Below are 25,144 nucleotides of genomic sequence, written 5' to 3'. Positions count from 1 at the left end.
CTTTTTCCGGGCGTTTTTGGTATGATAGAAGAAAAATCGGAGTTTTGCTTATGTCAGTATTTATCCTTTTTTATCTGTGGATTGTGCCGATTGTCATCGGCATCTTCTGTTCTCTTATTGCTTATCGGACAACGGGTAAGAAACGTCTGATTCCCGGCTTTTTCATGATCGCATTAAGCATCGTTTCCTTAATCACGGGGCTTTGGATCGGCGGGGTGAACTATCATGTGTTCATCGGGGGCATGTTTTTATTCGGTACGTTATTGGCCGGCTCCGCCTTCCCGTTTTTCTTCGCTCTTTCACGCAAACGAAAATAAACAGGCATGCCGCCTGTTTATTTTTATTCATTAACCCTAAATTATAAAACCGCTCCGATAATGTGATTCCGCCTCAATCAGCCTGTACATGTGTTATATAGGCTCCAGCCCATGTCCCATCATCGAAACTGCAGCCAAAATGAATCCTGCTAAAGAAGATTTTGAATTATAAGAAAAATACTGTATTAAAATCCTATTTACCCCAAAAATACCTATTGATAGAATGGTATCTGAGAGGGGAAAATGTTCAAAGCGGATCATATCGGTCCCGCCTAATACATAGTCTTTCATTTCTCTCTACACTACATTTCTAAAGGAGGATTTCCCATTAAACACGCAGCTAAAGGCATTCTGTTTGCCGCATCTTTAGCCCTTGTAACTACTGCTTTTGTCCCCGCATCCTTAGCTAAAGAAAATCATAATAATACTGCCAATGCCACTGAAACGGCCAAATCATTTTTTTATCAGACTGATACGCAATTTTCCTACGGACTTAAAGCACAAAGCGATGCATCTGTGTCAAAACCAGTCAAAGATGTAATCAGAGAAGTGCTGAAAAATAAAACAAAATTATTCAATCTTGTTGAAAAATTAGCAGGAAAGAAAATAAGAAATGAACTCGAATCCGTTTTCAATGAACACATAGAACCGGTTTTAAAGAAAATGCTGAACGAGTATGTCGCCTTAAGCTGGGCTGACGTGGAAAAGAATCTTTATCTTTCACTTAAAAAGTCCGGACTTTCTGACAGCCAGGCTAAAAACCTCGCTCAATTGACAACTTTAGCAATGAAAGCATTTTAAAATCATTCATAAATGATCGTCAGGAAAATACGTATGAAGTAATGCAAAGTGCTGTTAGATTCACTCTAATAGCACTTTTTCATTGGAGATGTCACATGACTGTCTTTTTTACTGTTCTGCTCACTTTCTTATGCTGCCTTGTGATTTCATCTCTTATTTTTATGATTCTATTAAAAAAAGAGATCGTGGATACACCGCCAAACCGCTTAGCTCATGCAGCATTCATAGGGCTTATTGGATTCTCCCTGTTCTTCGCTATAACTGTACCCAGCCTAGTTATTTATTTTACAGCTATAACTGTAAATCATTTTTTCGGAGAATATATCATCTATGGTTCACTTTCAGACTTATACATATTTTCTGTCGTCGTCAGTATTTTAGCTTTAGTTTATATGCTAATCCTTACGGCAATTGTAAAAGGAATGACTCATGTTTTGACATTGCCTGCTTGGTCAGCCTATATCCTTGAATTCATTTTTGCATGGGCTGCTGTTTACTTCTCGATTCAATACGTTTCCAATCATATCATTGAGAACATATCTATATTTCAAAGTGGAGAAATTCTTCTTTCTTTGTTCATCACTTTCTTATTTTCGGGATTGGATATCCTTTTCACTAATTTGGATAAGATCACAAAAGAGAAATTAGGCTAAGGGGGTAACAAATATGAGGATCATGACATATATATCCTATTTTTCTATTTCTTTAGTTTTGCAGGTGATATGGCTGCTGTTAATAAAAAGAACCTCTAATATATCTCTGATAGATATGATTACGGTGTCCTTTTTATTCACTCTCTTTATGTTCATCTTGGATCAAATTTTCAAAAAAAAGCGGACAAATTAGGGACTGTTTTCTTAATAATCCTCGGGCTTCTCTTTCGTTTTGAAATGATTCCGGACCTGGAGATGTTACGGTGAGCCAATCATTAATGAATAACACTAGCCTCTGTAAAACACTTCTCCTTTTATATAACCTCCTGACATTTCCGTCATATATTCAAATGAAAAAACTGCAATAGAGAGTAATGAAACATGATATTGTTTATTGGCAAGTTCATGTTGCTCTTTTTACTCTGTTCGCTGGCATATTATTTGTTTAAAATTGTTTATTACAATATAGGGAAGAACATTGCGCTTAAAACCCCGAAAGGGACAAAGACAAACCGGACGGCACATGTGTTTGTCAAAAATGGAACTACACTGAATGAGGGAGATTACTTTATGATCGCTGTTGTGACCGCTCTCTGGCTGTTCTTGAGATGAATTGCACTGGTCCTTCACGAGTTTTTTGATCAGCCATCGCCCGCCAGTCGTGGCTTTTCACAATCTCCGTTTTCGTTTAGGACGGCTATATGCAAGCCAAGTCGCTCAACAAACAAAAAAAATAAACAGGCATGCAGCCTGTTTATCAAGGTCGAAATCTTCTCGATAGCTCCTTTGTTTTTCCTTGAATTATTGAAGAAAGGCTTAAAAATGGACGGCGTCTTTCTCATGCATGCATCGTTCAAGAAAACACTTCACAGCAAAACGGAAAAGTGAACGCAATACAAGTAACGCTTAAGAACCTTATGAGGCTGCGTATGTTGATTACTGGATAAGAAAAAGAAATCCCCCAGTCTTAAAAGATGGAGGTCAAAAATTGGAGAATACTTAAATATTTATAGCTTTTTCAGCGATGTGGAAAGTTCCAGAATCACTCATTTCAGCAGTATAAACATTTGTTACACTTAATAATCCAGTGAAAAGAATAGCGATTAAAGCGGAGCTGATTATAACCTTTTTCATTATATAGCCTCCGTAACCTTAAGTATTTGTGTTTGGGCGTGTATGGTTTTCTTTAAAAAGTTTCTTCCCTCTGCATAGTTTCTCTTCTCAAAATGAAAGTCACCTAATTTTTCAGTCAGCTCTGCGAAATCAGACCAAAGGCGTTTCCCTTCTAAGTAGCCTAAGCTTTGTTTCACTGCTGTTTCATTATATTCTTCGTATAATGAATTAATGATTTTTAATTTAGCCAAATATTCTTCTTCATTAGAAGTCCGAGCACGATTTAGAGCCGTTTCATAAAAGAAACGTGCTTCCTTGGCTTTATCACATTGGTACAGGACATTCGCCATCATATATAATGATCTCACTCCATACACTGTATCAATATGTTCTTTCACGTCTATTGCCTTTTTGAAATTCTCTTCAGCAGCAATCAAATTTTTCCCTCTTAAATAAACTAAGCCTAAGTTATGAAAGATCACTCCGATAATTCTTTTCACTTTTTCCTCATCCAAGCCACGGGCGATACTTAATGCTTCCCGATAATATGATTCTGCCTCCGTCAGCCTGTACATATCGTACATGTTAGCACCGACCATCATATTACAGCCAATCACTTTCACTTTGTATAGTTGACTTTTTTCAAACAATTGCTTGGCTTTTTTTAAATGATTGAGGGAAACAAAGTGCTGATCAATTTGATAATAGGCATCAGCTATTTTGTAATGAAATTCAGCTTGCTCCATTTCATCTGATACAGCATTCAACTCTCTCTCTGCTTTGCGATAATAGCTTATCGCTTCAACATACTCTTTATGATCAAATTCATACATTCCACGAAAAAACAATGAGTAATATTTCAAGAGGCCTGTAAGTCTTTTTTGTGGTTTTTCTATTTTTTCAAGCAGTTCGTCGACTGTAGGGCGATCTCTATATCTGTCTTCCGGCTCCAAGGAATCTAACATCAATTGGTGACGAAAGCACATCAATGAATAAAAGACAAGCAAATCCTGATCCTCTTCCATCTCCTCTATTTCCTGTTCTACTTCAGCCTTTAAAATCTCAGCATCAGGCACACTGAACTGGCGAATCATTTTGTACCATTCATTGATCTTGACACCAACTTGGGACGACGGCAAAACTTGATCCATATATACCTCTCCCTCTAATCACTATTTTTGTAATATTATAACTATTTGAACAAAAAGTGAAAACGAAAAAAAACCGCAATTCTCTTTTGCGTCATAATCACTTTGATTAACTTGTTTTTAAACAAGCCTCAGGTAAATTATAACTCAACATTAAATACTGTATAAAAATACTATTTACCCAAAAAATACCTATTGATAGAATGGTATCTGAAGGAGGTGGAAAAATATTCAAAGCGGAGAATATAGGACTATCCTAAATACATAGTCTTGCATTCCGCTGGCAGATTACATTCCTAAGGGAGGGTTTTTCATTAAACCCGTAGCTAATGGTATTCTATTTGCCACATCTTTAGCTCTTGTAACTACTTCTTTTGTCCCCACATCCTTAGCTGAAGAAAACCGTGATATTACTACTAATGCCACTGGAATTACCAAACCAATTTTTTATAATAATTGATAAGCCGTTTCCCTTTTAGCTTGAACTGGTTTTAAAGAAGCTATTAAACGAATATGTTTCCTTGAGTTGTACTGACATGGAGAGGATATTTATCTTTCACTTAAAAAGTCTGGACTTTCTGACAAGGCTAAAAGCCTCGCTCATTGGACAACGTTAGCGATGAAACATTTTATTATTATTCATAAATTATTAGGAGGAAAATATATATGAAGAAGAAAGTAATTCCTGTAGTTTTAAGCGCAACTCTACTTACATCATTCTTGGGTACTTCAGGTGCTTTAGCAGCTGAAAACAGAACCGCAACTCCTGTACCGGTAACGAAAACTGCACCAGGAACTATTCCAACTGGAATGCCTGGCACTATTCCAACCAAAGCGGCTCTCAATGGTGACTACCAAACCCAAGGTGTAGTTTCATGGTCCTATAAGGCTTTCAGAGCTGCCTGCCGTTCAGGTGGATGGCTTTTATCAAAAGCCTTAAAGCCATTCTCCCCTAAAGCTGCGGCATGGATTAGAAAAAATTCTAAAAAGGTTGCCGACATTATGGATAAAGGTGAAAATTGGGGTGTAAAACAATTTACAAAAGCTTTTAAAGCTATCGGAGCTCCTACAGATGTAGCTACCACTTTAGCTAAATTCATTGTTGCTTTGATTTAACATATTTAAAATTTAAAGTGCTGTTAGACTCACTCTAATAGCACTTTTTCATTGGAGGTTAACATGGCTATCTTTATTACCGTATTGCTCACCATACTATGCTGTCTTGTTATTTCATCTCTTATTTTTATGATTCTATTAAAAAAGGAGATTGTGGATACACCACCCAACCACTTAGCTCATGCAGCATTCATAGGGCTTATTGGATTCTCCCTGTTCTTCGCTATAACTGTACCTAGCCTAGTTATTTATTTTGTAGCTATAACTGTAAATCATTTTTTCGGAGAGTATATCATCTATGGTTCACTTTCAGACTTATACATATTTTCTGTCGTCGTAAGTATTTTAGCTTTAATTTATATGCTAATCCTTATGGCAATTGTAAAAGGAATTACTCATATTTTTAAATTACCTACTTGGTTAGCCTATATACTTGAATTCATTTTTGCATGGGCTGCTGTTTACTTCTCAATTAAATATGTTTCCAATAATATCATTGAAAACATATCTATATTTCAAGGTGGAGAAATTCTTCTTTCATTCTTCATAACTTTCTTATTTTCGGGCCTGGATATACTTTTTACTAATTTGGATAAGATCTCAAAAGAGAAATTAGGCTAATAAAAAGAAAAGCAGGCAATTTAGAGCCTGCTTTTTTATTTCCATTTTAACATTTCTCCAAGCCTTGCTTTCGTTTTCGGCCCGTAAATGCCGTCAGCAGTCAATCCATACATGGACTGGAACCGTTTGACTGCATTTGCTGTTTTCGACCCGTATGCACCATCTATTCCGTTATTCTTCGCCCCTTTGTCCGGATAGTAATAAAGAGCCGCCAAAGCTGTCTGTATCTGTTTCACGGACGTTCCCTTAGTTAAGGGGCTTGTCACTTTAAAAACGCCTGAAGGCAGCGTGTAAGATGATTTTTTGCCTTTTGTTGGGGGCTGGCCGAATCCGTCAGCTTTAATACTTGGCCGACTTTGATAAAATTCGGATTCTTGATGCCGTTCAACCTTTGCAGGGTGGCCATGCTCACGCCGTTTTTCTGTGCAATGACAGAAAGAGCATCGCCTTTCTTGACGGTGTACGTCGCCCCGCTGGTCTTAGTTCCTGTTTTTGCTGATAAGGGCTGGGCGATGCTGATGTGCGAACCACGTTTGTTATGAACTGTCCTGGTCCTTCTTAAGTTTTTTATCAGCCATCGCTCGCCAGCTGTGGTTATTCACAATCTCCGTTTCCGTTTAGGACGGCTATATGCAAGCCAAGTCGCCTCAACAAACAAAAAAATAAACAGGCATGCTGCCTGTTTATTTTTTTGTAAGCGCCGGCTTTTTTAAAACAGCCGTTTTAAGCTTTTCTTGAGTGACGGCATTTCGATTTTTTGGTTTTCAAAGAAGTTTTTCAGCATGTATTTGCTGAAGCCCTTCGCTTGGCCGTAAGTGATTTTCCCCGGAAGCGGCGGCTCGTCGCCGATGACGGCGTCAATGACGACCGGCTCGTTTGAGTTGAGCGCTTCGTGGAAGGCGGGAGCCAATTCCTCGTGTTTTGTCACTTTGATGCCTTTTGCTCCGCAGCTTTCTGCAAAAGCGGCGTAATCCATATTTTGCAGCTGGGTGACGTAGTCAATGTTGCCTTTGACCCGCTGTTCATATTCAATCATGCCTAAATTTTCGTTGTTTAAAACGACAACCGTAATCGGCAGTTTGTATTTAACAGCCGTCGGCAGATCCTGCATTACCATCGAAAATCCGCCGTCTCCGCAAATGGCGATAGACTGCCGCTCAGGTTCGGCAAGGCTTGCGGCAATCGCTCCCGGAAGCCCGCATCCCATCGTGGCGAGCCAGCTTGAGACGATAAAGTCCTGCTTTTTCATTTTAAAATGGCGGGCCATCCACACCGTAACCGTTCCGACATCCACTGACAGGACGGCGTCCTCTGCGGCCGCATCCTGAAGCCGGGCAATCACCTGCTGCGGCTTGAGCGGATGAGTCGCTTCGGTTTCATCCTTTTCGATTTCCTTCCACCAATGCTTCATGTGCTCGGTGCAGGCGTCCAAAAATCTTCTGTCTTCTTTATATTCAATGTATTCCGTCAGCTCTTTCAGCCCCAGAGCCGCATCACTGACGATTCCCGCATTGACGGGATAGCGCTTGCCGATTTTCGCCGGATCCGAATCAAGCTGAATGGCAGGCGTATCATCCGGGAGATAATCCCTGTACGGGAACGATGTGCCGAGCATGATCAGCAGATCGCATTCCTCCATGGCTTCGTAGGCGGGCTTTGTGCCGATTTGCCCGAGATTCCCGAGAAAGTGGGGATGGCTGTCAGGCACGACGCCTTTTGCCGGAAGAGTAATCACAATCGGAGCGGCCGCTTTATCGGCGAATGCGAGCAGCTCCTCTTTTGCCGATTTTAACCCTTGGCCGGCGAGAATGACCGGTTTTTTTGCGTTGTTAATATATTGCGCGCATGTCACGAGATGTTCTTTTTTCGGCTCTATATCGGCTTTGAGGTATATCGGCGATGTATAAACCGGCTCCCGTTTGATTTTTTGCGCGAATAAATCATCAGAAACGGTTAAAACGGCAACGCCTTTTTTGCTGTAAGCCGTGCGGATCGCCTGATTCAGAAGATCGGGCAGCGCTTCTGCCGTATGTACTTGCTGGTTGAACACCGCCACGTCCTCAAACATTTGCTCTAATTTGATTTCCTGAAAGCTGTCACGGCCGATTTCATCGGAAGCCACCTGTCCCGCAATCGCCAGCACCGGAACGCCGTCCGCTTTGGCGTCGTATAAACCGTTCAGCAGATGAACGGCCCCCGGTCCTGCGATTGAAAGGCAGACACCGATCTGCCCGGTCAGTTTTGCCTCAGCCGCGGCAGCCAGGGCTGCGACTTCTTCGTGCCGGGTTTGGATGAATGTCAGGTTATTTCGTTCATGTCTCAGTTCTTCGATAAATTCATTAATGCTGTCTCCGGGAATGCCGTATATATGACCGACTCCCCATTGTTCAAGCAGCTCCGTCATTACGTGTCCTGCTGTTTTACTTGGCATACTGCATCCTCCTTTTACCTGTATTCATCCCCTTTTTCATACGGGTTGAAACACGGGCTATACTCTCAGCTTTTTTCTCAGCCGATCAAGGATGGATAACAGATTCCGGTCTTTAAGGACTGCCTTATGATTTGCCGCCCCATTGAGTCCGTCTTTTATTTGCCGTTTTCTGTTCGGCACCATGAACAGCGGCAGCCGATTAGGACAAAACCAGCGTAAAGCGGCGGTTTCCGGCCCGTTCATCAGCGGTGCTCCTCCATTAATGGCTCCGATGAAAACGTGCTGTGTATCTTCAAATGCCGGCCTTTCATACTCAATGATGACAAAAGCGCCTTGTGCCATGTCGCCCTCCTTTACAAAAAAGACCGCGGCACTAAGGCCTGCGGTCTTTACCATTACTTTTTAAAATGATACGGCAGTGTGGCGACGATGATGTCCTTCTTCCAAAACAGCCGGACGCGGAGCAAGAAGGCTGATTGGTTGTGAAGGATGGTCTGCCAGCGTTTTTTCGTAATGAATTGCGGAAACAGCACCATCACGGAGAACTGTTCTTTTTTCGCTTTCTGTTCGACCGTTTCCAGAAATTTATCAAACGGGTGAACCAGACTGCGGTATGAGGAATGCAGGGTGACGAGGCGGACGCCGTTATGAAGCTCTTCCCAGCGCTTTTCCACCTTTTTTTCGTGTTCTCTGTCAAAGGAAACATGAACCGCAATGACCTGATCCGATAATGATTTCGCATACTGAATCGATTTTTGGACGACGGTGGTGACACCGGCGACAGGCACGATGACGACGGTTCCCTTGATTTCCTCAGGCTGCTGATCAACGACCCGCAGCTGTTCGCCGACCGCGGTGTAGTGATTTTTAATGACGAAAAACAGCATGACGACAGCAGGCATGAATAACAGCACCGGCCAGACAAGATTGAACTTTGTCGCGAATAAAATACACAGCACCATAAATGAAATGGCGGCGCCGCATGAGTTGATCAGCATTTTTACCGCCCAGCCCTTCGGCTTCTGCCTGATCCACTTGATGCACATTCCCGTTTGCGACAGCGTAAACGGAATGAACACGCCGACAGCATAAAGCGGAATTAAATGTTCCGTGCGGCCGCCGAATAAAAGAATGAGCAAGATGGACGCGATACCGAGAAAGATGATTCCGTTTGAAAATCCTAATCGGTCGCCCCGTACCGTAAACATTCTCGGCATATACTGATCGCTCGCTAAATTAAACGCCAGCTGCGGAAAAGCGGAAAAGCCCGTATTCGCCGCAAGCACGAGAATCAAGGATGTAACGCCTTGAATGAAATAATACACCGTATGGCGGCCGAAAGTTTCCGCGGCGATTTGTGAAATAACGGTCTCGTTAGGCTTCGGTCCCGTGCCGTAGCCGTACGCCAGCACCGTAATCCCCGTAAATAAGATCGCCAGCAGAATCCCCATCATGGCCAGAGTGCGGGCCGCGTTTTTCGCCGGAGGATTTTTAAAGGCAGGGATCGCGTTTGAAATGGCTTCAACACCGGTCAGTGCCGAACAGCCGGATGAAAAGGCCTTCAGCAGCAAAAACAGCGTGATGCCCGCCACGGGTGTGCCGATCGGCGTGTGTTCGGCCGGATGAACCTGGCCCGTCATAAGCTTAAACAGTCCGACGACGATCAAAAGGACAAGCGCCGCCACAAACAGATAGACGGGATACGCCAAAATGGACGCCGACTCTGACAGTCCTCTCAAATTTAAAATCATAATCAGAATCACAAGCAAAACAGCAATGAGCAAATGATGCGGGTGCAAAGCCGGAAATGCCGATGTAATGGCGTCAGTTCCGGCAGAAATGCTTACCGCCACCGTCAGAATATAATCAACAAGCAATGAGCCGCCCGCAATCAGGCCCGGCTTCTCACCAAGGTTTTCTTTTGAAACCATATAAGCGCCTCCGCCTTGCGGATAAGCGTAAATAATCTGTCTGTAGGACAGAATCAAAGCAAGCAGCAAAATGAGAACGCCGGCTGCGATCGGAATGGAATACCAAAACGCGGCCGCGCTTACCGCAGCCAAAATGATCAGAATCTGTTCCGTTCCGTAAGCAACTGATGACAGCGCGTCTGAAGAAAGCATGGCGAGCGCCTTGAGTTTCGTGAGTTTCTGCTCTCCGGCCGCCTGTGATTTCAGCGGTTTCCCAATCAAAAATCTTTTGATTGAATGGTACATTTGTTGTCTTCCCCTTTTTTTCATTTTCCGTTTGATTTACAAACTCTTACTGCTATGATGTCTCCGAATGCTGATTGCATGCCTTATTTCAGCACAGCAAAAAGACACAGAGGCAAACGGATGCCCCTGCGCCATAATCGTGCACAGGTTTCATTCATCTCCTCTCATGAACGCTTACGAGGTTAGCTGTCGGATTCGGGCTTATGAGAGTTGGCCCTACCTGAAAAAGGATTCACCCCAAGCGGCATGACGCGCCGCAAATTGGTTCCCCCGCTCTGATTACAGATTAAGCGATATAGATTATAAAAGAGATCATACTCCCGTCCCGTTCAGTTGTAAAGGGGCTTTTATGCTGTTTCAAAAATAAAAAAATCACCGCCAAAAATGGAAATAAAAATACAAAAAAAGAGGCCTGTTAACGGCCTCTTTTTCCTTCATTACTCTTCGCTTTTTTCATTATCCGTTTTTCTTTTTTTCCTTCTTGCCGTCAGCCAGATCAGACCGGCCGCAATGATCATAAGCGCCGCGAAAACAGCGATATACGTGACGTTCAGTGCTGCGGAACGGCTCTTCGTATCAGCCGCCGGACTGCTGTCATCGGACTTGATTTGCTGATGGTTCGAAAACAGCTGCTGGCCGGCTGTTTCGTTAATGACGGTTGCCGCATCGCTTGTGCTGTCTAAAAAGCTGATCAGCTCTTTTGTGACAGACGCGCCGCTTCCTGATAACGGAGCAAAAACAGCAATACTGCTGTCTGAGTCCCAAGGTGATTTCTGGGTAAACGCGACTTGTTTCGTTGTCTCATTCAGCATCTGAAACGAAGAAACATCGTAAGCTCCGCTGCGGTCTGACGGCACGAGAAGCTTAGAGGCGTTTGATTTCAAAAGCGGAATTTGCGGCAGGCCACCGATAAACACAACATTCCGGCCTTTGGCATCCGCTTCCTTCATGTCTGATGCCGTCTTTACGGTAAAGCCGTTTCCGAATGAATCCGCCACCAGAGAAAGTTCTTTCAGTGTCTGCATGTTTACGTCATCCGGGATGACGATCACTGTTTTCTCTTTCCCGCCGCCCGCAAACGGGAGCGGCCATTGCCCGAAATCCGCTTTCTGCGCCGCATCGCTTACCGGATACGTCAGCGTGCTGCTTTTATCAATATAGACCCATTTGTTTTCGTCACGGTCGATACACGGATTGTTATGTTTCAAACCTGATGTGACAAATTGCAGATCAATGTACCTGCTGCTTCGCAAAAGCTTCGGATCAATCGGGATTGAGACGTGGTAAAAGCCGTCTTTATCTTTATTGCCGAGATCATCAAGACGCACCGCATTCGGCTGTCCGTTGACCATGACATTCAGTTCCGCTCTCTCAGCGTTATCATCTGAATCCGCCGTCTTCCGGACTGATTCCGACGTCTTTAATGTAAGTGAAAGCTTGACCTTACCGTCTTTATCAACAGCGGCCGCCGCAGGGTAAAAGAAGTGCTCTGACGCCGTTTTGTTTGATCCGACCGTTACATTTCCCGCGCCGAAGTCCTCTAGTGTCAGTTTATTGCCTGTCTTTTCCGCAGCGGGCTGAAGGCGGCCGATTGTCAAAGTATCTCCGCCCAGCTGGCCTGAATAAGCGCTGTCTGTGATGACGCGGATTTTATCCGCCAGCGTTTTGTCTGATTGCGCCGTGACAAACAGGACGGGCTGCCGTTTGTCCCCTGATGTCAGAACCCGTTCAGCGAGAAGAAGTTTGTTGTCTTCCGCTTTGATGTTCCCTCGTTCGAAAAGCTCTTTTATTTTCCCATTCCAATGCTGATCAGCGCCGATGACAATTGACGGATTGCTGATTTTGCCGGCGTCGGATTCTTTTACATAGGATACCTTCAGCCTGCTGTCTGCCGTTTTCAGATATGCTTCTGTTTTGACTGCGGCTTCAGCTTCCGCCGAGGTCGGTTTGTCAGGAAGGATAATATCGGTTTCTTCACCCGTATTGCCTGATTGGGCAAACGGATACGGGAAATGGCCGAGATCCGCTCCCTTTGACTTGCTTGCTTCTGAAAGCACAAGGCGGCTGTCCGGATAAATTTTTATCCAGTTGCCTGACGTATCCTGCCTGACGCAGACGCCCTCTTTTAACACGCCGTAAAATCGTAATGATACATTGTGATAGCCTTGGGCGGATTGGCTTTTGCTGAGATTGAGCTTCACCGTTTTCCGCTTGGAACTGCCGTCAAGCTTTATGGATTTGACGGGTTCATCATCAATGGCGATGGTTAAAGAAGACGGGGCAATTAATAAGTTTGACGCCTCGTAATCAATCAGAAGCGACTGATCGGTATTCGAAGCTCCCGCAGGAATCTGATAGGTCAGCTCTGCGCTGTCTTTCGCCCCGTACAGTGTCATCAGATCGCCGGTCAGCGCCTGCTGCTCTTTTGCGCCGGCGCTTGTTCCGAGGGCGGAACCGTCCGTTTTCAGTTCCCGGGCCGCGGCCGCCTGCCCGTTATACATCAATAGCAAAAGGCCAGTTATCAATATGATCGCTTTTTTCAAAAAGGTCACCCGCTTTTATTTTGATTGTATCGCTCCGTTTTGTACCACTTGACTTCCTGCTTGAACAAGCGGTGCTTAATCTCTGTGAATAATGACCAGATGACGAGCACGATCCAAGCCTGGGAGTAAGTAAAGTACATCAGAAATACGATAAAGAAGTTTTGTTTGTTCATTTCTGTTTTTTCAATGCTTAAAGTAATCATGACCTCAGTCATAAACAGGAAAAAGGCCAGTATCCACAAAATCATCGCCAAAAACCCGACTGCCAGATGCAGATCGTAAAAAAGATTGATGATAAAAATCGTGTTTGACATGATCACACCGAAGAAAAACAAAAAATACGTAAAAAAGAAATAAAACAGATCGAAGATGATCCGCTTGCGTTTCAGCTTAAAAAATTGGGATAAAAACTTGAGGACGACGTATTGGTTGCCGCGCGCCCATCTTGTCCGCTGACGCCACCAGACCTTCCATGTCTCAGGCTCCTGCTCCCATGTCACAGCCGCCGGGAAAAAGCGGATATGATAGCCGAGATTATACACGCGGATGGTCAGCTCTGTATCCTCCGCCAGCGCCTTATCATCCCAGCCGCCGAGCTGTTCGATAATGCTCCGCCTGATCGCGAAGTTCGTTCCCGGGATGGTGGCGATTTTGAACCATTTCCATCTGCCGCCCTGCGCCATCCACTGAAAACAGATGGTTTCAATATTGATAAACTTCGTCAGGATCGTTTTGGCCGCATTGATGACACGGAATTTCCCGACAACCGCTCCCGCTTTCTCATCATTCATCAGACCGAGAACCAGGTAGTACACCGCCATTTTTTCCGGCGTATTGTCTGCATCATACACGCAGATCACGTCTCCGTTCGATTCCGCGAACCCTGAGTTCAGCGCCGAAGATTTTCCTTTTCCGGCGTTCGGGGGCTTTGTGATGACCATTTTAATAAAGTCATACTGACGGGAAAATTCATTGACGATGTCTCCCGTCCGGTCGGAGGAATTATCGTTAACGACGATGATCTCAAGCCTGTCTTTCGGATAATACAGGTTCACCATCGCCTTCAGCGTCTGCCTGATGACGACCTCCTCGTTATGCGCGGGGATGAGCACGCTGACCCTCGGGAGCTCCCCCATCTTTGCGCGCCATTTCGGAATGTTCCGTTCGAAGGTCATATAATGCCTGAATCCGCCCTGCATCAGAAACATGTGATAGAGAAGCATCACCCATATTAAACTTAATGAGATAAAAAACAGAATGTTACTCAAGGGTTCTTCTCTCCTTAAAGATTCGTTTTTTTAATGTGGCGCGCAAATATAGAACGTAGCAGGCGAACATGATGATAAACAATAACACCACGCCGGAGAGAATCCAAAGCGCTTTTTCCAGAGGCGTCTGCTGATGGTGATTGAAAAAGGCCGTTATCGGATGAATCTTGTTTTCCACATGAATGGTTCCGTCTCCGTCCGTTTTGATCCTGACGCTGTCCGACGTTACCGTTTGCTTCGTTTTCTTCAGATCGAGCCACTCGCCGCCGGGAATCCGCTCCATCTGATTGACGAGCTCGGGGAGGTATTTCATGCCGAGATACGGATGGTAGAAACCGCCCGCCGTTCCGCCGCCGAAATCAATCATCTGCGAAATATGATTCTCCATATCTCCGAGCGGATTTTCCTTTGAGTTATCGGCATAACCGATTGTTTCAGGGTACAGCGTCATCCCGTCCAGCATAGCCGGCTTTGAGACGAACGGAGGGGCGCCCGAGGTTTTCCACGTCGTGCCGCTGAGCTGCACTTGTCCGAAAATGCTGGAGAAATAAGAAGATGCGATTTTGTAGCCTTCTTCAGACATCGTATAGTGCGGCGCTTCGAATGACAGCGGGTAAAGGCCGAGCTCTGTCAGATCGTCAATCGCCTGCTCCAGCTTCGTTCTCGTGTAGATGTTTTCTTTTTCACGGAAAGGCTTCACATACGCCCGGTACGCTTTTTCATTCGGAAAATCCTGTTCCTTTTCAAGCTTGACCGGAGTATCATCCGCATTTTCTGACGTAATCGGCTGATCCGCTTTGGCATCCCAAAATTCAAAGCCTTCTCCCGTTTCGCTGTATCGGTATGCGTGCGTGTAGCCGTGAATAATGATGCTGCCGCCCATTTGCTGAAGTTTTTTCAGGACGCTGACCATTTTCGGTTTATCCGCCAGGTATACTTTTTCTCCGTTTTCCGGATTGAGATAGACCGGAATGACCGCCAGAATAAACGGAATGTGTCTTTTATGCAGGTAAGAGCCCGCTTCGTAAAGCAATGTTTCATCTGACATCGGACTGATGTCCTCAAGCCGCAAATAAAGGAGGATGCCGTCCTCTGATTCTCCGAAAGCGCTGCGCAGCGCTTTCGCCGTCAGAAACGAATCATTTAACAGGCTCGTCACACCGAAATAATAGTCAGAGCGCGCCGTTTTCCACATAAAAGGGCGGGTGCTGCCGTCACCGGACCGGTATGTATAAAGGGACTTCCCTTTTACTCCCGATACGCCGAGCACGGACATCCCTTTTTCAAGCGGCATGTCTGTTTTTTCTTTTTTGCCGTAAATGCGGTATACCGTTTCTTTTTCTGTCAGGGACAACCCCGCAAATTGGCGGAACTGTCCGGCGTTATAGCCGATGCTGATAAGCTGCTGCGGCATGCTGCTGATCAGTGACACAAATGATGTGCTGAGCTTTTTTTTCGTGACGCCGTAATAGATGACGCGCCGATTCTTTTTGAGGTCCGCGGCTGTGATGTCTCCGTCGCTTTTCACGGTGACGGCTGATGAGAAATGGCCCGCGGTCAGATCAAGCATTTTGACCTCAGCGGTTTCTTTGCAGTCCGTGCTTGTATAAATAATGAGAATGCCGTCCTTTTTGTCTTTTGCTTCCGCCGTAAGGGGAACATAAACCGCCGAAATCATGAAGAGCGCCGAGAGTAAGAGACGTATCCATTTAGAGTTCATTCATCATCATCTCGTTTTCCAGTTCATTTAAAAATTGCTCGGCCGTTTGTAAATCCTTTCGGTACGCCAAGTAACATACACGGAAGGTGATGGAGACGTATTTACCGTTTTGCAGCCGGTACGTATCCAATTCCTTTTTCAGCTTCGCCAGAACGGCCGGCATGTTTTCTTCAGGCGTATGGGTCAGCACGATGCCGAACCGTTCGGCGGACGGCCTGAATTTTTTGTCTGTTTCCCGAACGCTTGACCGGATTTGGCGGCTGATAAATGCCAGCAGACGGTCGGTCTCTTTTTCTCCGTAGAGGGATTTGAATTCCTTGAAATAATGCATGTGCAGCAGCAAAAAGACGAAGGAATTGCCGTAGCGTTCCGCCCGCTTGATTTCCTCAGAAAGCTCCAGCTTCATCCGCAGATGGTTGTCAAAGCCGGTCACCCTGTCGACGGCGACAAAGCTCGTAATCTCTTCACGCAGCTGTTTCACTGAGCGCTCAAGCCCCTTCGCCAACTCGTGAATCCTTCCCGCTATGTAAGAAAAGAGCAGCAGCGCAATCCCCCAAATGACCAGCACCTGCAGACTTTCGGCACCGGCAGACGCCATAAAGCCCCCGGTCTGAAACCACAGGAGCAGGCTGCCGAGAACAAATAAGACGAGTAAGGTGATGACGAGCGCGTAGATTGCCCCGAACCATATGCCGGCTCCCGTGACAAGCAATGTGATGCAGGTTATCAGAAGCCCTGCGGATTGCTGAGACGCATAGTAAATAAAAAAAGACAGCAGCACCAGCATAACTGCTGTGTAGCTGCACAGTTTTTGTGATTCATTGAATGATATTTTCATTAAACAATTTCCTTTCAGCCAGAAGCGGCAGCAGGTTATCGAAAGAATGTGTATCGCCCCCGCTCATATAACCGCCGTAATCAGGTTTCAGCGTGTCCAGCGTTTCAAATGAAGTCATTCTTTCATAAAGCGGCTTGATGACAGCCGGATCAGCTTTTTGTTCTGCTAAAAAAAGAACGGCCAGGGCGTAAACGGACGGTGATTCGTACTGAACCGCCGGCTCCTTCGTGTCTGCGCTGTACCGTCCGTACAGCTGTCCGCGCGACTTAAATTCCTCTATCATCCATTTTGACAGCACGGCGGCTTTGTCATCGCCCCGCTTCAGATTCACGGCGGCGTACAGCTGGTCGATGACATTCACTTCGCTGTCATATTTGTATTCCTTTGTTTCAGTATTGAACGATTTCGGCAGAAAACCATTTTTCAGGGGCGCAAGATTGAGAACATCAAGGTTCCGGTTTTCCGTTTTCTCATCGATAATCCCCTTTTCTCTGAGCATCTGTAAGGCGCCGGGGTCGACATAGGACAGCGTCACGGTCTTTGATGCGGCATTTGAAGCGGCATCATAATAATCCGTAAAATACCCGTCATTCGTATTGTATTTTTCCAGCGCCTTCCCGATCTGCACCGCTGTTTTCCCGTATTCACTGTTTCCCCACAGGATTCCGGCCTCATTCAGACAGTTCATGATTCTGAAATCATCAATTAAGGCATTGGCGCCGCTCGCTTTATTCCCGTCAATCTTCCACGACACGAGCCCGTTTTTCGTCAGAAACGAATCGGTGAGAAGCTGATATTGCGCTTGAAACTGCCGTTCATCTTTCCTGTTCAGCAAAAATGCCATCCATAGTCCGAGAGACTCAGATAAATATTCCGGCTCACCGGATATGTTCGTCCGGATCATCCCCCGCCCGTTCATCAATTTATGATAAATAAAATGCTCTGCGGGCTGAAGCGGTCCGGACGGTTCGGCCGCCGCCTGTTTTTCAGTGCCGGCCTCCGCGCACCCCGCCGTCAGCACGATCGAAATCAAAAGGATCATCAGACGAAAAACGAATTGCTTCACAGTCCATCCTCCTATTTTATAAATCCTTTTTTAGACCCATATCTTATTTTTTCACAAAGTATTTTTACTATATAGGAAACGATAAAAGAATACTAGCATTTTTTCACATTGGAAAATTTTAAATGGGAGCGCCGCCTGCTCACCTTTTCCCTCTTCGTCTGGATCGTATTCCCATTACAGTTAAAAACACAACAAAAGGCAGCATTTCTTTACAAATGCTGCCTTTCACTGATCTATTTATCCAGGCCGAGTTTTTTCAGCTGTTCTGCCAGCGCGTTGTTCATCGGCTCCTCTTTGTTTTGACTTTTCATATAAGAGTTGATGTCCCGCTTGGATGCGCGTCCGGATTTATCTTTCGCCTTGCGCTTTTCAAAGACGGACAGTTTCTCCCGGTGGCCGCATACACATGCGAAGGTTTGGCCTTCACCCTGGCCGCGAAGCTCCATTTTCTTATGACAGTTCGGGCAGCGGGCGTTTGTTTTTCTTGCCAGCGTTTTCCGGCTGCCGCATTCCCGATCCTGACACACGAGCATCGTGCCGCGTTTGCCGTTGACTTTAAGCATCATTTTACCGCAATCAGGGCAGGCGGTGCCTGAAATGTTGTCATGTCTGAAAGTCTGGCTGCTGTTTTTGATTTCCTTCACCGTTTTGCCCGCATATGTTTTCATGTCTTTAATGAACACGTCGGATTTCAGTTTACCCGCTGCGATGGCGGAGAGCTTTTGCTCCCACTCAGCGGTTAAGGCCGGTGATTTTAAATCTTCCGGGACGAGCTGTAAGAGCTGCTTCCCTTTTGACGTGATGAAAATATCTTTTTCTTTTTTCTCGATTAAGAAACTATTGAACAGTTTTTCAATGATATCAGCGCGGGTGGCGACTGTTCCGAGTCCGCCGGTTTCACCCAATGTTTTCACAAGGTTCTTCTCTTCTCCCTGCATAAAGGCGCTTGGGTTCTCCATTGCGGATAACAGCGTGCCTTCATTAAAGCGCGCCGGCGGTTTCGTCTGTCCGCTCGTTTCTTTCAATGATGAGACAGTGAGGCGCTGACCCTGCTGAAGATCCGGGAGCGTCTGGTCTTTGTCTTCCTCATGATCGTCGTCATCCTCGTACATATCATACACGGCTTTCCAGCCAGGCGATTGAACCGTTTTCCCTTTTGCGGTAAATGTTTCGCCGCCGATATCGGCTGTGACCTTTGTTTCTTCGTATTCGAACGCCGGCATTAACACGGCGAGAAAACGTTTGGCGATCAGATCGTAAAGCTTTCGTTCTTTGTCGCTGAGGCTTGAAAGGATCAGCGGCTCCTCTGTCGGAATAATGGCATGGTGATCCGATACTTTCGCATCATTGACGAATCCTTTATGCGCTTTGACGCCCCGCTTCAGTATTTGATTGACGTATTGCGCGTACGGCTTAACTTCCATGCCGTTTAAACGGTCTTTTAAAGTCGGCACGATGTCTGCGGAAAGGAATCTGGAATCCGTCCGCGGGTAAGTGACAAGCTTATGCTGTTCATACAGCTTTTGAAGCACGGACAGCGTTTCTTTTGCGGAGAAACCGAAGCGCTTATGAGCGTCCCGCTGCAATTCCGTCAAGTCGTAAAGACCGGGTGCGAAGCTTTTCTTCGCCGTTTTTTTCAATTCTGAAATGACTGCCGGCTTTCCTTGCAGGTCTTTTGCCAAACGGCCGGTCACCGTCTGATCGAATGTTCTAGTCTGCTTTGTTTTTTTATCCTGCCATGTCAGCGTCATCTGTTCAGCCGCCGCGCGGAGACCGTAATAAGGAACGGGTTTGAACGCCTGAATGTCCGCTTCACGCTTGGCGATCATCGCCAGTGTCGGAGTCTGGACGCGTCCGCATGACAGCTGCGCGTTAAATTTTGTCGTCAGCGCGCGGGTCGCGTTGATGCCGACGATCCAATCCGCTTCCGCTCTGGCAACCGCGGAATGATACAGGTTTTCGTACTCTTTGCCGCTGCGGAGCTTTTGAAATCCTTCTTTAATCGCCTTATCCGTCACAGAGGAAATCCACAGCCGCTTAATCGGTTTGCGGACGTTTGCCTTTTCGATAATCCAGCGGGCCACTAGCTCCCCTTCCCGTCCTGCGTCTGTAGCGATTACGATCTGGCTGACGTCTTTTCGGACAAGCTGAGCTTTGACCGCATTGAACTGTTTTCCTGTTTTTTTAATGACGACGAGCTTCAAAGGCTCCGGAATAATCGGCAGATCCTCAAGCCGCCATGATTGAAATTCTTTGCCGTATCCTTCAGGGTCAGCGAGCGTTACCAGATGCCCGAGCGCCCATGTGACGATGTAGCGGTCGCCTTCAAGATATCCGTTTCCTTTTTTATGACACTTCAGCACGCGGGCCAAGTCCCGGCCGACTGAAGGTTTTTCAGCTAATACAACTGTTTTTGACATGCTTTTCACTTCTCTTTCTTTCACAATCATCCTGTTATTATAACAGACTTCCTCACGCTCTCTCTAATCGAGGACGTTTTTTGTGTCAATTTCTGAGAAAATGACGTGGGTCACGGTTTGGGCATACGGAGAGGTGCGGTTGATGAAGTGTTCGATCGTTTCCAGGCTGTCCGCGTTCATCTTCAGCATATAACACGCCGCCCCGGCGACCCGAAAACAAAATTCAATGTTGGGAATGGATTGAATGTAGGTTTTGAATTGATCGTATTTTCCGTTTTTCACCGTCGCTTCGACAATGCAGGAGACGGGAAGCCCGATCTTTTTTTGATCAATCTCCAATGTATAGCGCTTAATAACGCCGAAAGATTCAAGCTGTCTGACACGCTCTGTGACGGACGGGGCTGACAATTTGATTTTTCTGCCAAGCTCCCGCATAGACAGGCGGCTGTCCCGCTGCAGCTCTTTAATGATGCTCAGATCAACATTATCTAGTTTCATGACTGTAGTCCTTCCTTACCCTTTTGGCTATATTATCAAGAGAAATCCGAAAAATGACAAGGACAACAGGCTGAATTAATAAAGGTTTTTTAGGAACTGACGCGAAATGGTCATATTAGGACTGCCCTTTGCTTATAGTATAGAGGAAAAAAGATGTCCGACAGGAGGGAGCTGTATGTTACACACGCCGATCGGCAGACTTCGCACGATGGGGTTTATTGAAGGAATGTCGCTTTTGGTGCTGCTGTTTATCGCGATGCCGCTGAAGTATTGGGCTCATCATCCGCTCGCCGTCACCATTGCCGGTTCCATTCACGGCGGTTTGTTTATCATTTATCTGGCGGTGCTGGCGTATGCGGCGTTTACTGTCAAATGGCATGTGAAATGGTCAGCTGCCGGTTTTATCGCGGCCTTTATTCCGTTCGGTAATTTTATTTATGATCGCGGCCTGAGAAATTATCAATAAAAAAGCTCCTCTGCAGAAGAGGAGCTTTTTTCATGCGTTACATCCATTTCGTCACCCAGGCGATATAATAAGCGCCGGGGATGAATACGAGCTGGGCGAGAAGCGTCCCCGCCACCCTTGATGTCACCATCGTCAATGATGTCCATTTTAAGGAGACGTAGCTGCGCTTACCCTTCGCCACATCGTCTGCCAGTACGGAGACTTTCGGGTCAACAAATACAGCCAACAGCATAGTCGCAACTCCGTTGATTAAGCCTGATGCCATCACGGCGGTCGTGCTGTGCTCAGGCGCCAGAAGGCCGGCGTACAGAGCGGACAGAACACCGATCGTGTAAATAGACGTAATGACCATATTAATGACAAACAAGCGTTTCGGGATCATTCGGAATTGAAGCCCTTTTAAATAGGAGACTGACGGCCGTCTGATATAAGAACGCGCATGCTTCAGCCCGTTCAATGAAAATCCTTTTTTAAATACCTGTATGACGGAGCCTCCTCCGTCCGCCAAGTGTATAATCGCCCGGGTGAATAACGCGACAAATGTCGGCAAAAGACAGATACCGAGTATCGTTCCGACCGTGGAGCCGAATATTAAAAATCGAAACTGGGCGCCCACAAGAGACAGGGCGTTTGATCCGGCGGCATCAATCAGATGTCCGGTAAACGGCTGCTGAACCATGTTTGACATGCGCGACACGATGACCATGACATTAAATAATGACAGCGCGGACGCGATAAATCCGACTCTCGCGCCGGAAAGCCGTGTTGCATAGGCAAGCGTTTCAATCGAATGTATCAGCAGCAGAAAACAGAAGATAAACAGTACTTGTGAAGTAATAACGTGCAATGTATGATTCCTCCAAATTTTTTCTACTGATTAGACTCTGCAGACTGCGGCGAGGTTTCAGCCGTGTACATAAAAAAACCGCCCGGATGTCCGGCGCGGTTTTTGTCTTATTCTTTTCTTACGCAAATAAATAATATATGTTGCCCGCCTTAGCCCGCGGGTGATTCGTATAAACAGTTCCGACAGAATCATTCTTCGAAAGTAAACACCATGGAAGTTCTTGAACACAAGACAACGAAAGCCCTACCTCTCAATCGTCACTGCGGCTCCGAAGCCGCGCCGGTGTGAATTGTAAAACAAAAAGTCTTTTTTCCATCTCTTCGTTAGGGGCGAATGTCAGAAGGAAAAGAATAAGCTCAGCTTTTTTTCAAGCTGTCCGTTGAAGCCTGAAGCTTCTATATCAAAACAGAAAAAAGAAGTTTACTTTCTTTTTTATTTGCATGTTGTCACTTAGCAATTAAGTATAACAGATTGCCCCTGAATAATCAAATGATTTATTAAAGTTCCAGCTCGGCCGGCGTTTTTTCACCCGCGTTCATGAGCTTGATCTGCTTCGGTTCAATTTCCAGAATCACAAGGTTCGGATCGTCTTTTCCGTCAAACCAGCGTTCCAGTTTCGGATCCCACAGCTTTTCTTTTAAATCGGCTGAGTTGTTCAGTTTGGCGGTTCCGGCCACTTCCACATAAGCGTCACCGAATCCTTCACAGTCATACCCTAACAGAATATGAACATTCGGATTGTTTTCAATTTCTTCCGCTTTATGAGTGTCTTTGCTCGTCGGCGTGTAAATCGTTAAGCCGTCATGGAAAAATGTCATGTAGCGTGAATGCGGTTTGCCTTGCTCTACCGTTGCAAGCGAACCGACTTTATGATGATCCAGTACTTCAAGCACTTTTTCTTTGATTTCATTTTGATTCATGAAGAATCACTCCTTTTTAACGTCTCCGCTTTTACTTTTCCACATTGGGGAGACATTTAAACCAAGAAATGTGCTCTTCTGCCGATCTTCGCTCCATTCCCGCTTCAGCATGCTGTAGTTCACCGTGTCATGATAGGCGCCCTGTACGAAAATGCCTTCTCTCGTCAGTCCTTCTTTCTGAAATCCGAGCCGTTCCGCCACCGCCCTGCTTTTCGTGTTTTTTTCAGCCGCGCTGATCATGATGCGGTTCAGGCCGAGATCCTGAAATGCATGGGTGATGACCGCCCGGCAGCTTGCGATGATAATGCCGAATCCTTCATGCTCTCGATCCAGCCAGTAGCCGATCTCGGCTTTTTGATTGGCTGTATCAACATTATGGATGCTGATCATGCCGCAAAACCGGCCCTTCACAAAAATTCCGGCGTCAAACCCATTCTCTTCTGCGTATTTATAGCGCCATTCGGGGATGATCACATCGCGGTACGTATCGATATCAGCCAGTTCTTCCGCCCAGCTGAGCCATTCGCTGAGATGGTTTTGATTTCGCTTCATAACAGAATACAATTCGTCCGTATCTTCTTTGGCAAGCAATCTGATCGTCAGATGTTCCCGGATTTGACAGGAAAACACGACCGCACCTTCTTTCCTTTATTAGCCATTATACAGATAAATTCATTTTTTTCCATACAAAAAAAGATGAGGCGTGCAGCCTCATCCTTAAATGCGCGGGTCGGTGAAAACATCGTGATCATCCGTGCTTGGCGATGACATTTCCGTAATGACCGCCCCTTCTTCTCCCGCTTGAAACCAATGCTTCGTATCCGGCGGAATGGTGTATTGTCCGCCCGGCTCAAGCACAATCTCATGCCAGACGGTGTAGTATTCCTTGTCTTCTTCCGGCGGGAGGACGCTTGGGTTCTCTGTCTTTTCGCCTTCCACGTAGAGATACACCTTCCCCCAGCGGCAGCGGAATGTCTCTTGTTTTCCCTTCTCGCTGCCGACCGGTGGATGGCGGTGTTCCGGACACGTCTGGCGCGGGAAGAGCACCAATTCTTTCGAACAGTAGCGGTCTGTATTCACGTAAATAAACAGCTGAAGCCCGGTTTCCTTAAGCTTGCCTAAGCCGTAATCCATGATTTGAATGTCTTCGACTTCATCATCAGTCAGAACGATTCCCGCTTTTTGATAGTATGCATTCACGTCATGTTTCGATATCGTCATGCTCCAGCCCCCTTATGTGGTTACAAATCCGCCGCCATTGACATGCAGCGTCTGCCCGGTCATATAAGATGATTCATCTGAGGCCAAGAGCACATAGCAGCCGACATGTTCAACAGGCTGGCCTGCCCGGCCCATCGGCGTAGTCTGACCGAAGGAAGCGACTGTTTCTTCTGAGAATGTCGCCGGAATAAGCGGTGTCCAGATCGGTCCCGGCGCCACGGCGTTGACACGGATACCGTCGTTGACGAGCGCTTGCGCCATGGATCTCGTAAAACCGTTAATCGCGCCTTTCGTAGCCGTGTAGTCAATCAGCTGCGGATTGCCTGTGTAAGGATTAATGGATGTCGTATTGATGATCGCGCTGCCCGGCTTCATGTAATCAATCGCTTTTTTAGTCAAATAAAATTGTGAGTAAAAGTTTGTTTTAAAGGTTCTGTGAAGCTGCTCGCTTGTGATGTCTTTAATGCTTTCTTTCGGATGCTGTTCTGCGGCGTTATTCACGAGAACATCAAGACGCCCGAATTCTTCAACCGTTTTTTCAACGGCTTCATTGCAAAAGTCTTCCTCACCGACATCGCCGGGGATTAACAGACATTTTACGCCTTCTTCTTCCACTCGTTTTTTTGTATCTTCCGCATCACCGTGTTCATCAAAATAGACGATCGCGACATTTGCGCCTTCCTTCGCGTAAGCAACCGCTACGGCGCGTCCGATACCGCTGTCGCCCCCTGTGATAAGTGCGGTTTTTCCTTTTAATTTATCAGCGCCTTTATATTCTTTGTATTCATAAACAGGCGCCGGATTCATTTCGTTCTCAATGCCCGGCTGGCGATTTTGTGATTCCGCCGGGAATTCCTTCGGATAGTTTTCCATGTCAAGTTCCTCCTTCTTGTTCGATCTCATATTTCTTGTCTACCTCGG

The 25,144-nt window shown here is 45.9% G+C and carries 24 protein-coding genes, 2 pseudogenes and 1 riboswitch; of the genes and pseudogenes, 7 read left to right on the top strand and 19 right to left on the bottom strand.

Annotation, left to right across the window (positions count from 1 at the left end):
• The first annotated feature begins 50 nt into the window (after positions 1-50).
• Positions 51-317: a hypothetical protein gene (locus SB847_RS17510; RefSeq protein ID WP_007609521.1), complete on the top strand. Its 267-nt coding sequence runs from the start codon at positions 51-53 to the stop codon at positions 315-317.
• 93 nt (positions 318-410) lie between these two features.
• On the opposite strand, the gene SB847_RS17505 is transcribed toward SB847_RS17510, so the two are convergent.
• On the bottom strand, positions 411-578 hold the full coding sequence (locus SB847_RS17505) for a hypothetical protein (RefSeq protein WP_410564689.1): 168 nt from the start codon (positions 576-578) through the stop codon (positions 411-413).
• A gap of 288 nt (positions 579-866) precedes the next feature.
• Here SB847_RS17505 and SB847_RS17500 point away from each other — a divergent pair, with 288 nt between their 5' ends.
• From SB847_RS17500 to SB847_RS17490, 3 genes are all read left to right on the top strand, one after another.
• Entirely contained in the window at positions 867-1,118 is a 252-nt protein-coding gene (locus tag SB847_RS17500) for a hypothetical protein (RefSeq protein ID WP_410564687.1), read from the top strand.
• A gap of 95 nt (positions 1,119-1,213) precedes the next feature.
• Entirely contained in the window at positions 1,214-1,771 is a 558-nt protein-coding gene (locus tag SB847_RS17495) for a hypothetical protein (protein ID WP_410564685.1), read from the top strand.
• A 381-nt stretch (positions 1,772-2,152) separates the two neighbouring features.
• Positions 2,153-2,383 (top strand): hypothetical protein, encoded by a 231-nt coding sequence (locus tag SB847_RS17490; protein ID WP_007609513.1) that lies wholly within the window; start codon positions 2,153-2,155, stop codon positions 2,381-2,383.
• 387 nt (positions 2,384-2,770) lie between these two features.
• Here SB847_RS17490 and SB847_RS17485 read toward each other — a convergent pair whose 3' ends face one another.
• Positions 2,771-2,905 (bottom strand): hypothetical protein, encoded by a 135-nt coding sequence (locus tag SB847_RS17485; RefSeq protein WP_255322095.1) that lies wholly within the window; start codon positions 2,903-2,905, stop codon positions 2,771-2,773.
• Positions 2,905-4,035: a Rap family tetratricopeptide repeat protein gene (locus SB847_RS17480; RefSeq protein ID WP_032872953.1), complete on the bottom strand. Its 1,131-nt coding sequence runs from the start codon at positions 4,033-4,035 to the stop codon at positions 2,905-2,907. The genes SB847_RS17485 and SB847_RS17480 overlap by 1 nt, the downstream gene beginning before the upstream one ends.
• Before the next feature lie 663 nt (positions 4,036-4,698).
• On the opposite strand from SB847_RS17480, the gene SB847_RS17475 reads away from it, so the two are divergent.
• Both SB847_RS17475 and SB847_RS17470 read left to right on the top strand, forming a co-directional pair.
• Positions 4,699-5,148: a hypothetical protein gene (locus SB847_RS17475; RefSeq protein ID WP_049589365.1), complete on the top strand. Its 450-nt coding sequence runs from the start codon at positions 4,699-4,701 to the stop codon at positions 5,146-5,148.
• A 63-nt stretch (positions 5,149-5,211) separates the two neighbouring features.
• Positions 5,212-5,769, top strand: a complete 558-nt coding sequence (locus tag SB847_RS17470) for a hypothetical protein (RefSeq protein ID WP_032872951.1) — start codon at positions 5,212-5,214, stop codon at positions 5,767-5,769.
• A gap of 35 nt (positions 5,770-5,804) precedes the next feature.
• Here SB847_RS17470 and SB847_RS17465 read toward each other — a convergent pair.
• The 11 genes and pseudogenes from SB847_RS17465 to lrpC all read right to left on the bottom strand — a co-directional run.
• A pseudogene (locus SB847_RS17465) lies at positions 5,805-6,065 on the bottom strand (peptidoglycan-binding domain-containing protein); the annotation flags it as partial.
• A 413-nt stretch (positions 6,066-6,478) separates the two neighbouring features.
• Positions 6,479-8,200, bottom strand: coding sequence for a pyruvate oxidase (locus tag SB847_RS17460; protein WP_014304370.1), 1,722 nt, complete (start codon positions 8,198-8,200; stop codon positions 6,479-6,481).
• A 57-nt stretch (positions 8,201-8,257) separates the two neighbouring features.
• Positions 8,258-8,515: pseudogene (locus SB847_RS17455) on the bottom strand (DNA mismatch repair protein MutT); the annotation flags it as partial.
• A gap of 80 nt (positions 8,516-8,595) precedes the next feature.
• The gene (locus SB847_RS17450) at positions 8,596-10,416 is read right to left on the bottom strand and encodes an APC family permease (protein ID WP_410564680.1); all 1,821 of its coding nucleotides are present in this window, start codon (positions 10,414-10,416) and stop codon (positions 8,596-8,598) included.
• A 156-nt stretch (positions 10,417-10,572) separates the two neighbouring features.
• Positions 10,573-10,719, bottom strand: a riboswitch (cyclic di-AMP (ydaO/yuaA leader).
• A 134-nt stretch (positions 10,720-10,853) separates the two neighbouring features.
• Complete coding sequence (locus SB847_RS17445; protein WP_410578196.1) at positions 10,854-12,959, bottom strand: cellulose biosynthesis cyclic di-GMP-binding regulatory protein BcsB; 2,106 nt, start codon at positions 12,957-12,959, stop codon at positions 10,854-10,856.
• A gap of 5 nt (positions 12,960-12,964) precedes the next feature.
• A complete protein-coding gene (locus SB847_RS17440) occupies positions 12,965-14,227 on the bottom strand; it encodes a glycosyltransferase family 2 protein (protein WP_410578194.1) in 1,263 nt (420 codons plus the stop codon).
• Positions 14,220-15,947, bottom strand: coding sequence for a DUF2334 domain-containing protein (locus tag SB847_RS17435; RefSeq protein ID WP_410564674.1), 1,728 nt, complete (start codon positions 15,945-15,947; stop codon positions 14,220-14,222). Before SB847_RS17435 ends, SB847_RS17440 begins: the two co-directional genes overlap by 8 nt.
• Positions 15,937-16,785: a diguanylate cyclase domain-containing protein gene (locus SB847_RS17430; protein WP_014416937.1), complete on the bottom strand. Its 849-nt coding sequence runs from the start codon at positions 16,783-16,785 to the stop codon at positions 15,937-15,939. The genes SB847_RS17435 and SB847_RS17430 overlap by 11 nt, the downstream gene beginning before the upstream one ends.
• Entirely contained in the window at positions 16,766-17,851 is a 1,086-nt protein-coding gene (locus tag SB847_RS17425; protein ID WP_410564672.1) for a lipoprotein YdaJ, read from the bottom strand. Before SB847_RS17425 ends, SB847_RS17430 begins: the two co-directional genes overlap by 20 nt.
• A 233-nt stretch (positions 17,852-18,084) precedes the next feature.
• A complete protein-coding gene (locus SB847_RS17420; RefSeq protein WP_410564670.1) occupies positions 18,085-20,271 on the bottom strand; it encodes a DNA topoisomerase III in 2,187 nt (728 codons plus the stop codon).
• A gap of 63 nt (positions 20,272-20,334) precedes the next feature.
• Complete coding sequence (gene lrpC, locus SB847_RS17415) at positions 20,335-20,769, bottom strand: transcriptional regulator LrpC (RefSeq protein WP_285980209.1); 435 nt, start codon at positions 20,767-20,769, stop codon at positions 20,335-20,337.
• Positions 20,770-20,944: 175 nt separating this feature from the next.
• Here lrpC and SB847_RS17410 point away from each other — a divergent pair, with 175 nt between their 5' ends.
• On the top strand, positions 20,945-21,235 hold the full coding sequence (locus tag SB847_RS17410) for a DUF3817 domain-containing protein (RefSeq protein ID WP_003156265.1): 291 nt from the start codon (positions 20,945-20,947) through the stop codon (positions 21,233-21,235).
• Between the two features lie 37 nt (positions 21,236-21,272).
• Here the strand turns inward: SB847_RS17410 and amj are convergent, their stop codons facing one another.
• The 5 genes from amj to SB847_RS17385 all read right to left on the bottom strand — a co-directional run bounded on the left by amj (position 21,273) and on the right by SB847_RS17385 (position 25,096).
• Entirely contained in the window at positions 21,273-22,082 is an 810-nt protein-coding gene (amj, locus tag SB847_RS17405; protein WP_410578192.1) for a lipid II flippase Amj, read from the bottom strand.
• 497 nt (positions 22,083-22,579) lie between these two features.
• On the bottom strand, positions 22,580-23,002 hold the full coding sequence (locus SB847_RS17400) for a pyridoxamine 5'-phosphate oxidase family protein (protein ID WP_003156270.1): 423 nt from the start codon (positions 23,000-23,002) through the stop codon (positions 22,580-22,582).
• Positions 23,003-23,008: 6 nt separating this feature from the next.
• Positions 23,009-23,632, bottom strand: coding sequence for a GNAT family N-acetyltransferase (locus SB847_RS17395; RefSeq protein WP_410578190.1), 624 nt, complete (start codon positions 23,630-23,632; stop codon positions 23,009-23,011).
• A gap of 87 nt (positions 23,633-23,719) precedes the next feature.
• On the bottom strand, positions 23,720-24,223 hold the full coding sequence (locus SB847_RS17390; RefSeq protein WP_082998985.1) for a D-lyxose/D-mannose family sugar isomerase: 504 nt from the start codon (positions 24,221-24,223) through the stop codon (positions 23,720-23,722).
• 12 nt (positions 24,224-24,235) lie between these two features.
• Positions 24,236-25,096, bottom strand: coding sequence for an SDR family oxidoreductase (locus tag SB847_RS17385; protein WP_410578188.1), 861 nt, complete (start codon positions 25,094-25,096; stop codon positions 24,236-24,238).
• Between the last annotated feature and the right edge of the window lie 48 nt (positions 25,097-25,144).

The organism is Bacillus sp. SIMBA_026 (assembly GCF_046535335.1).
GTDB lineage: Bacteria > Bacillota > Bacilli > Bacillales > Bacillaceae > Bacillus > Bacillus velezensis.
The sequence above is the reverse complement of the archived record's forward strand: the minus strand, read 5'-3'. Positions and strand labels throughout refer to the sequence as shown.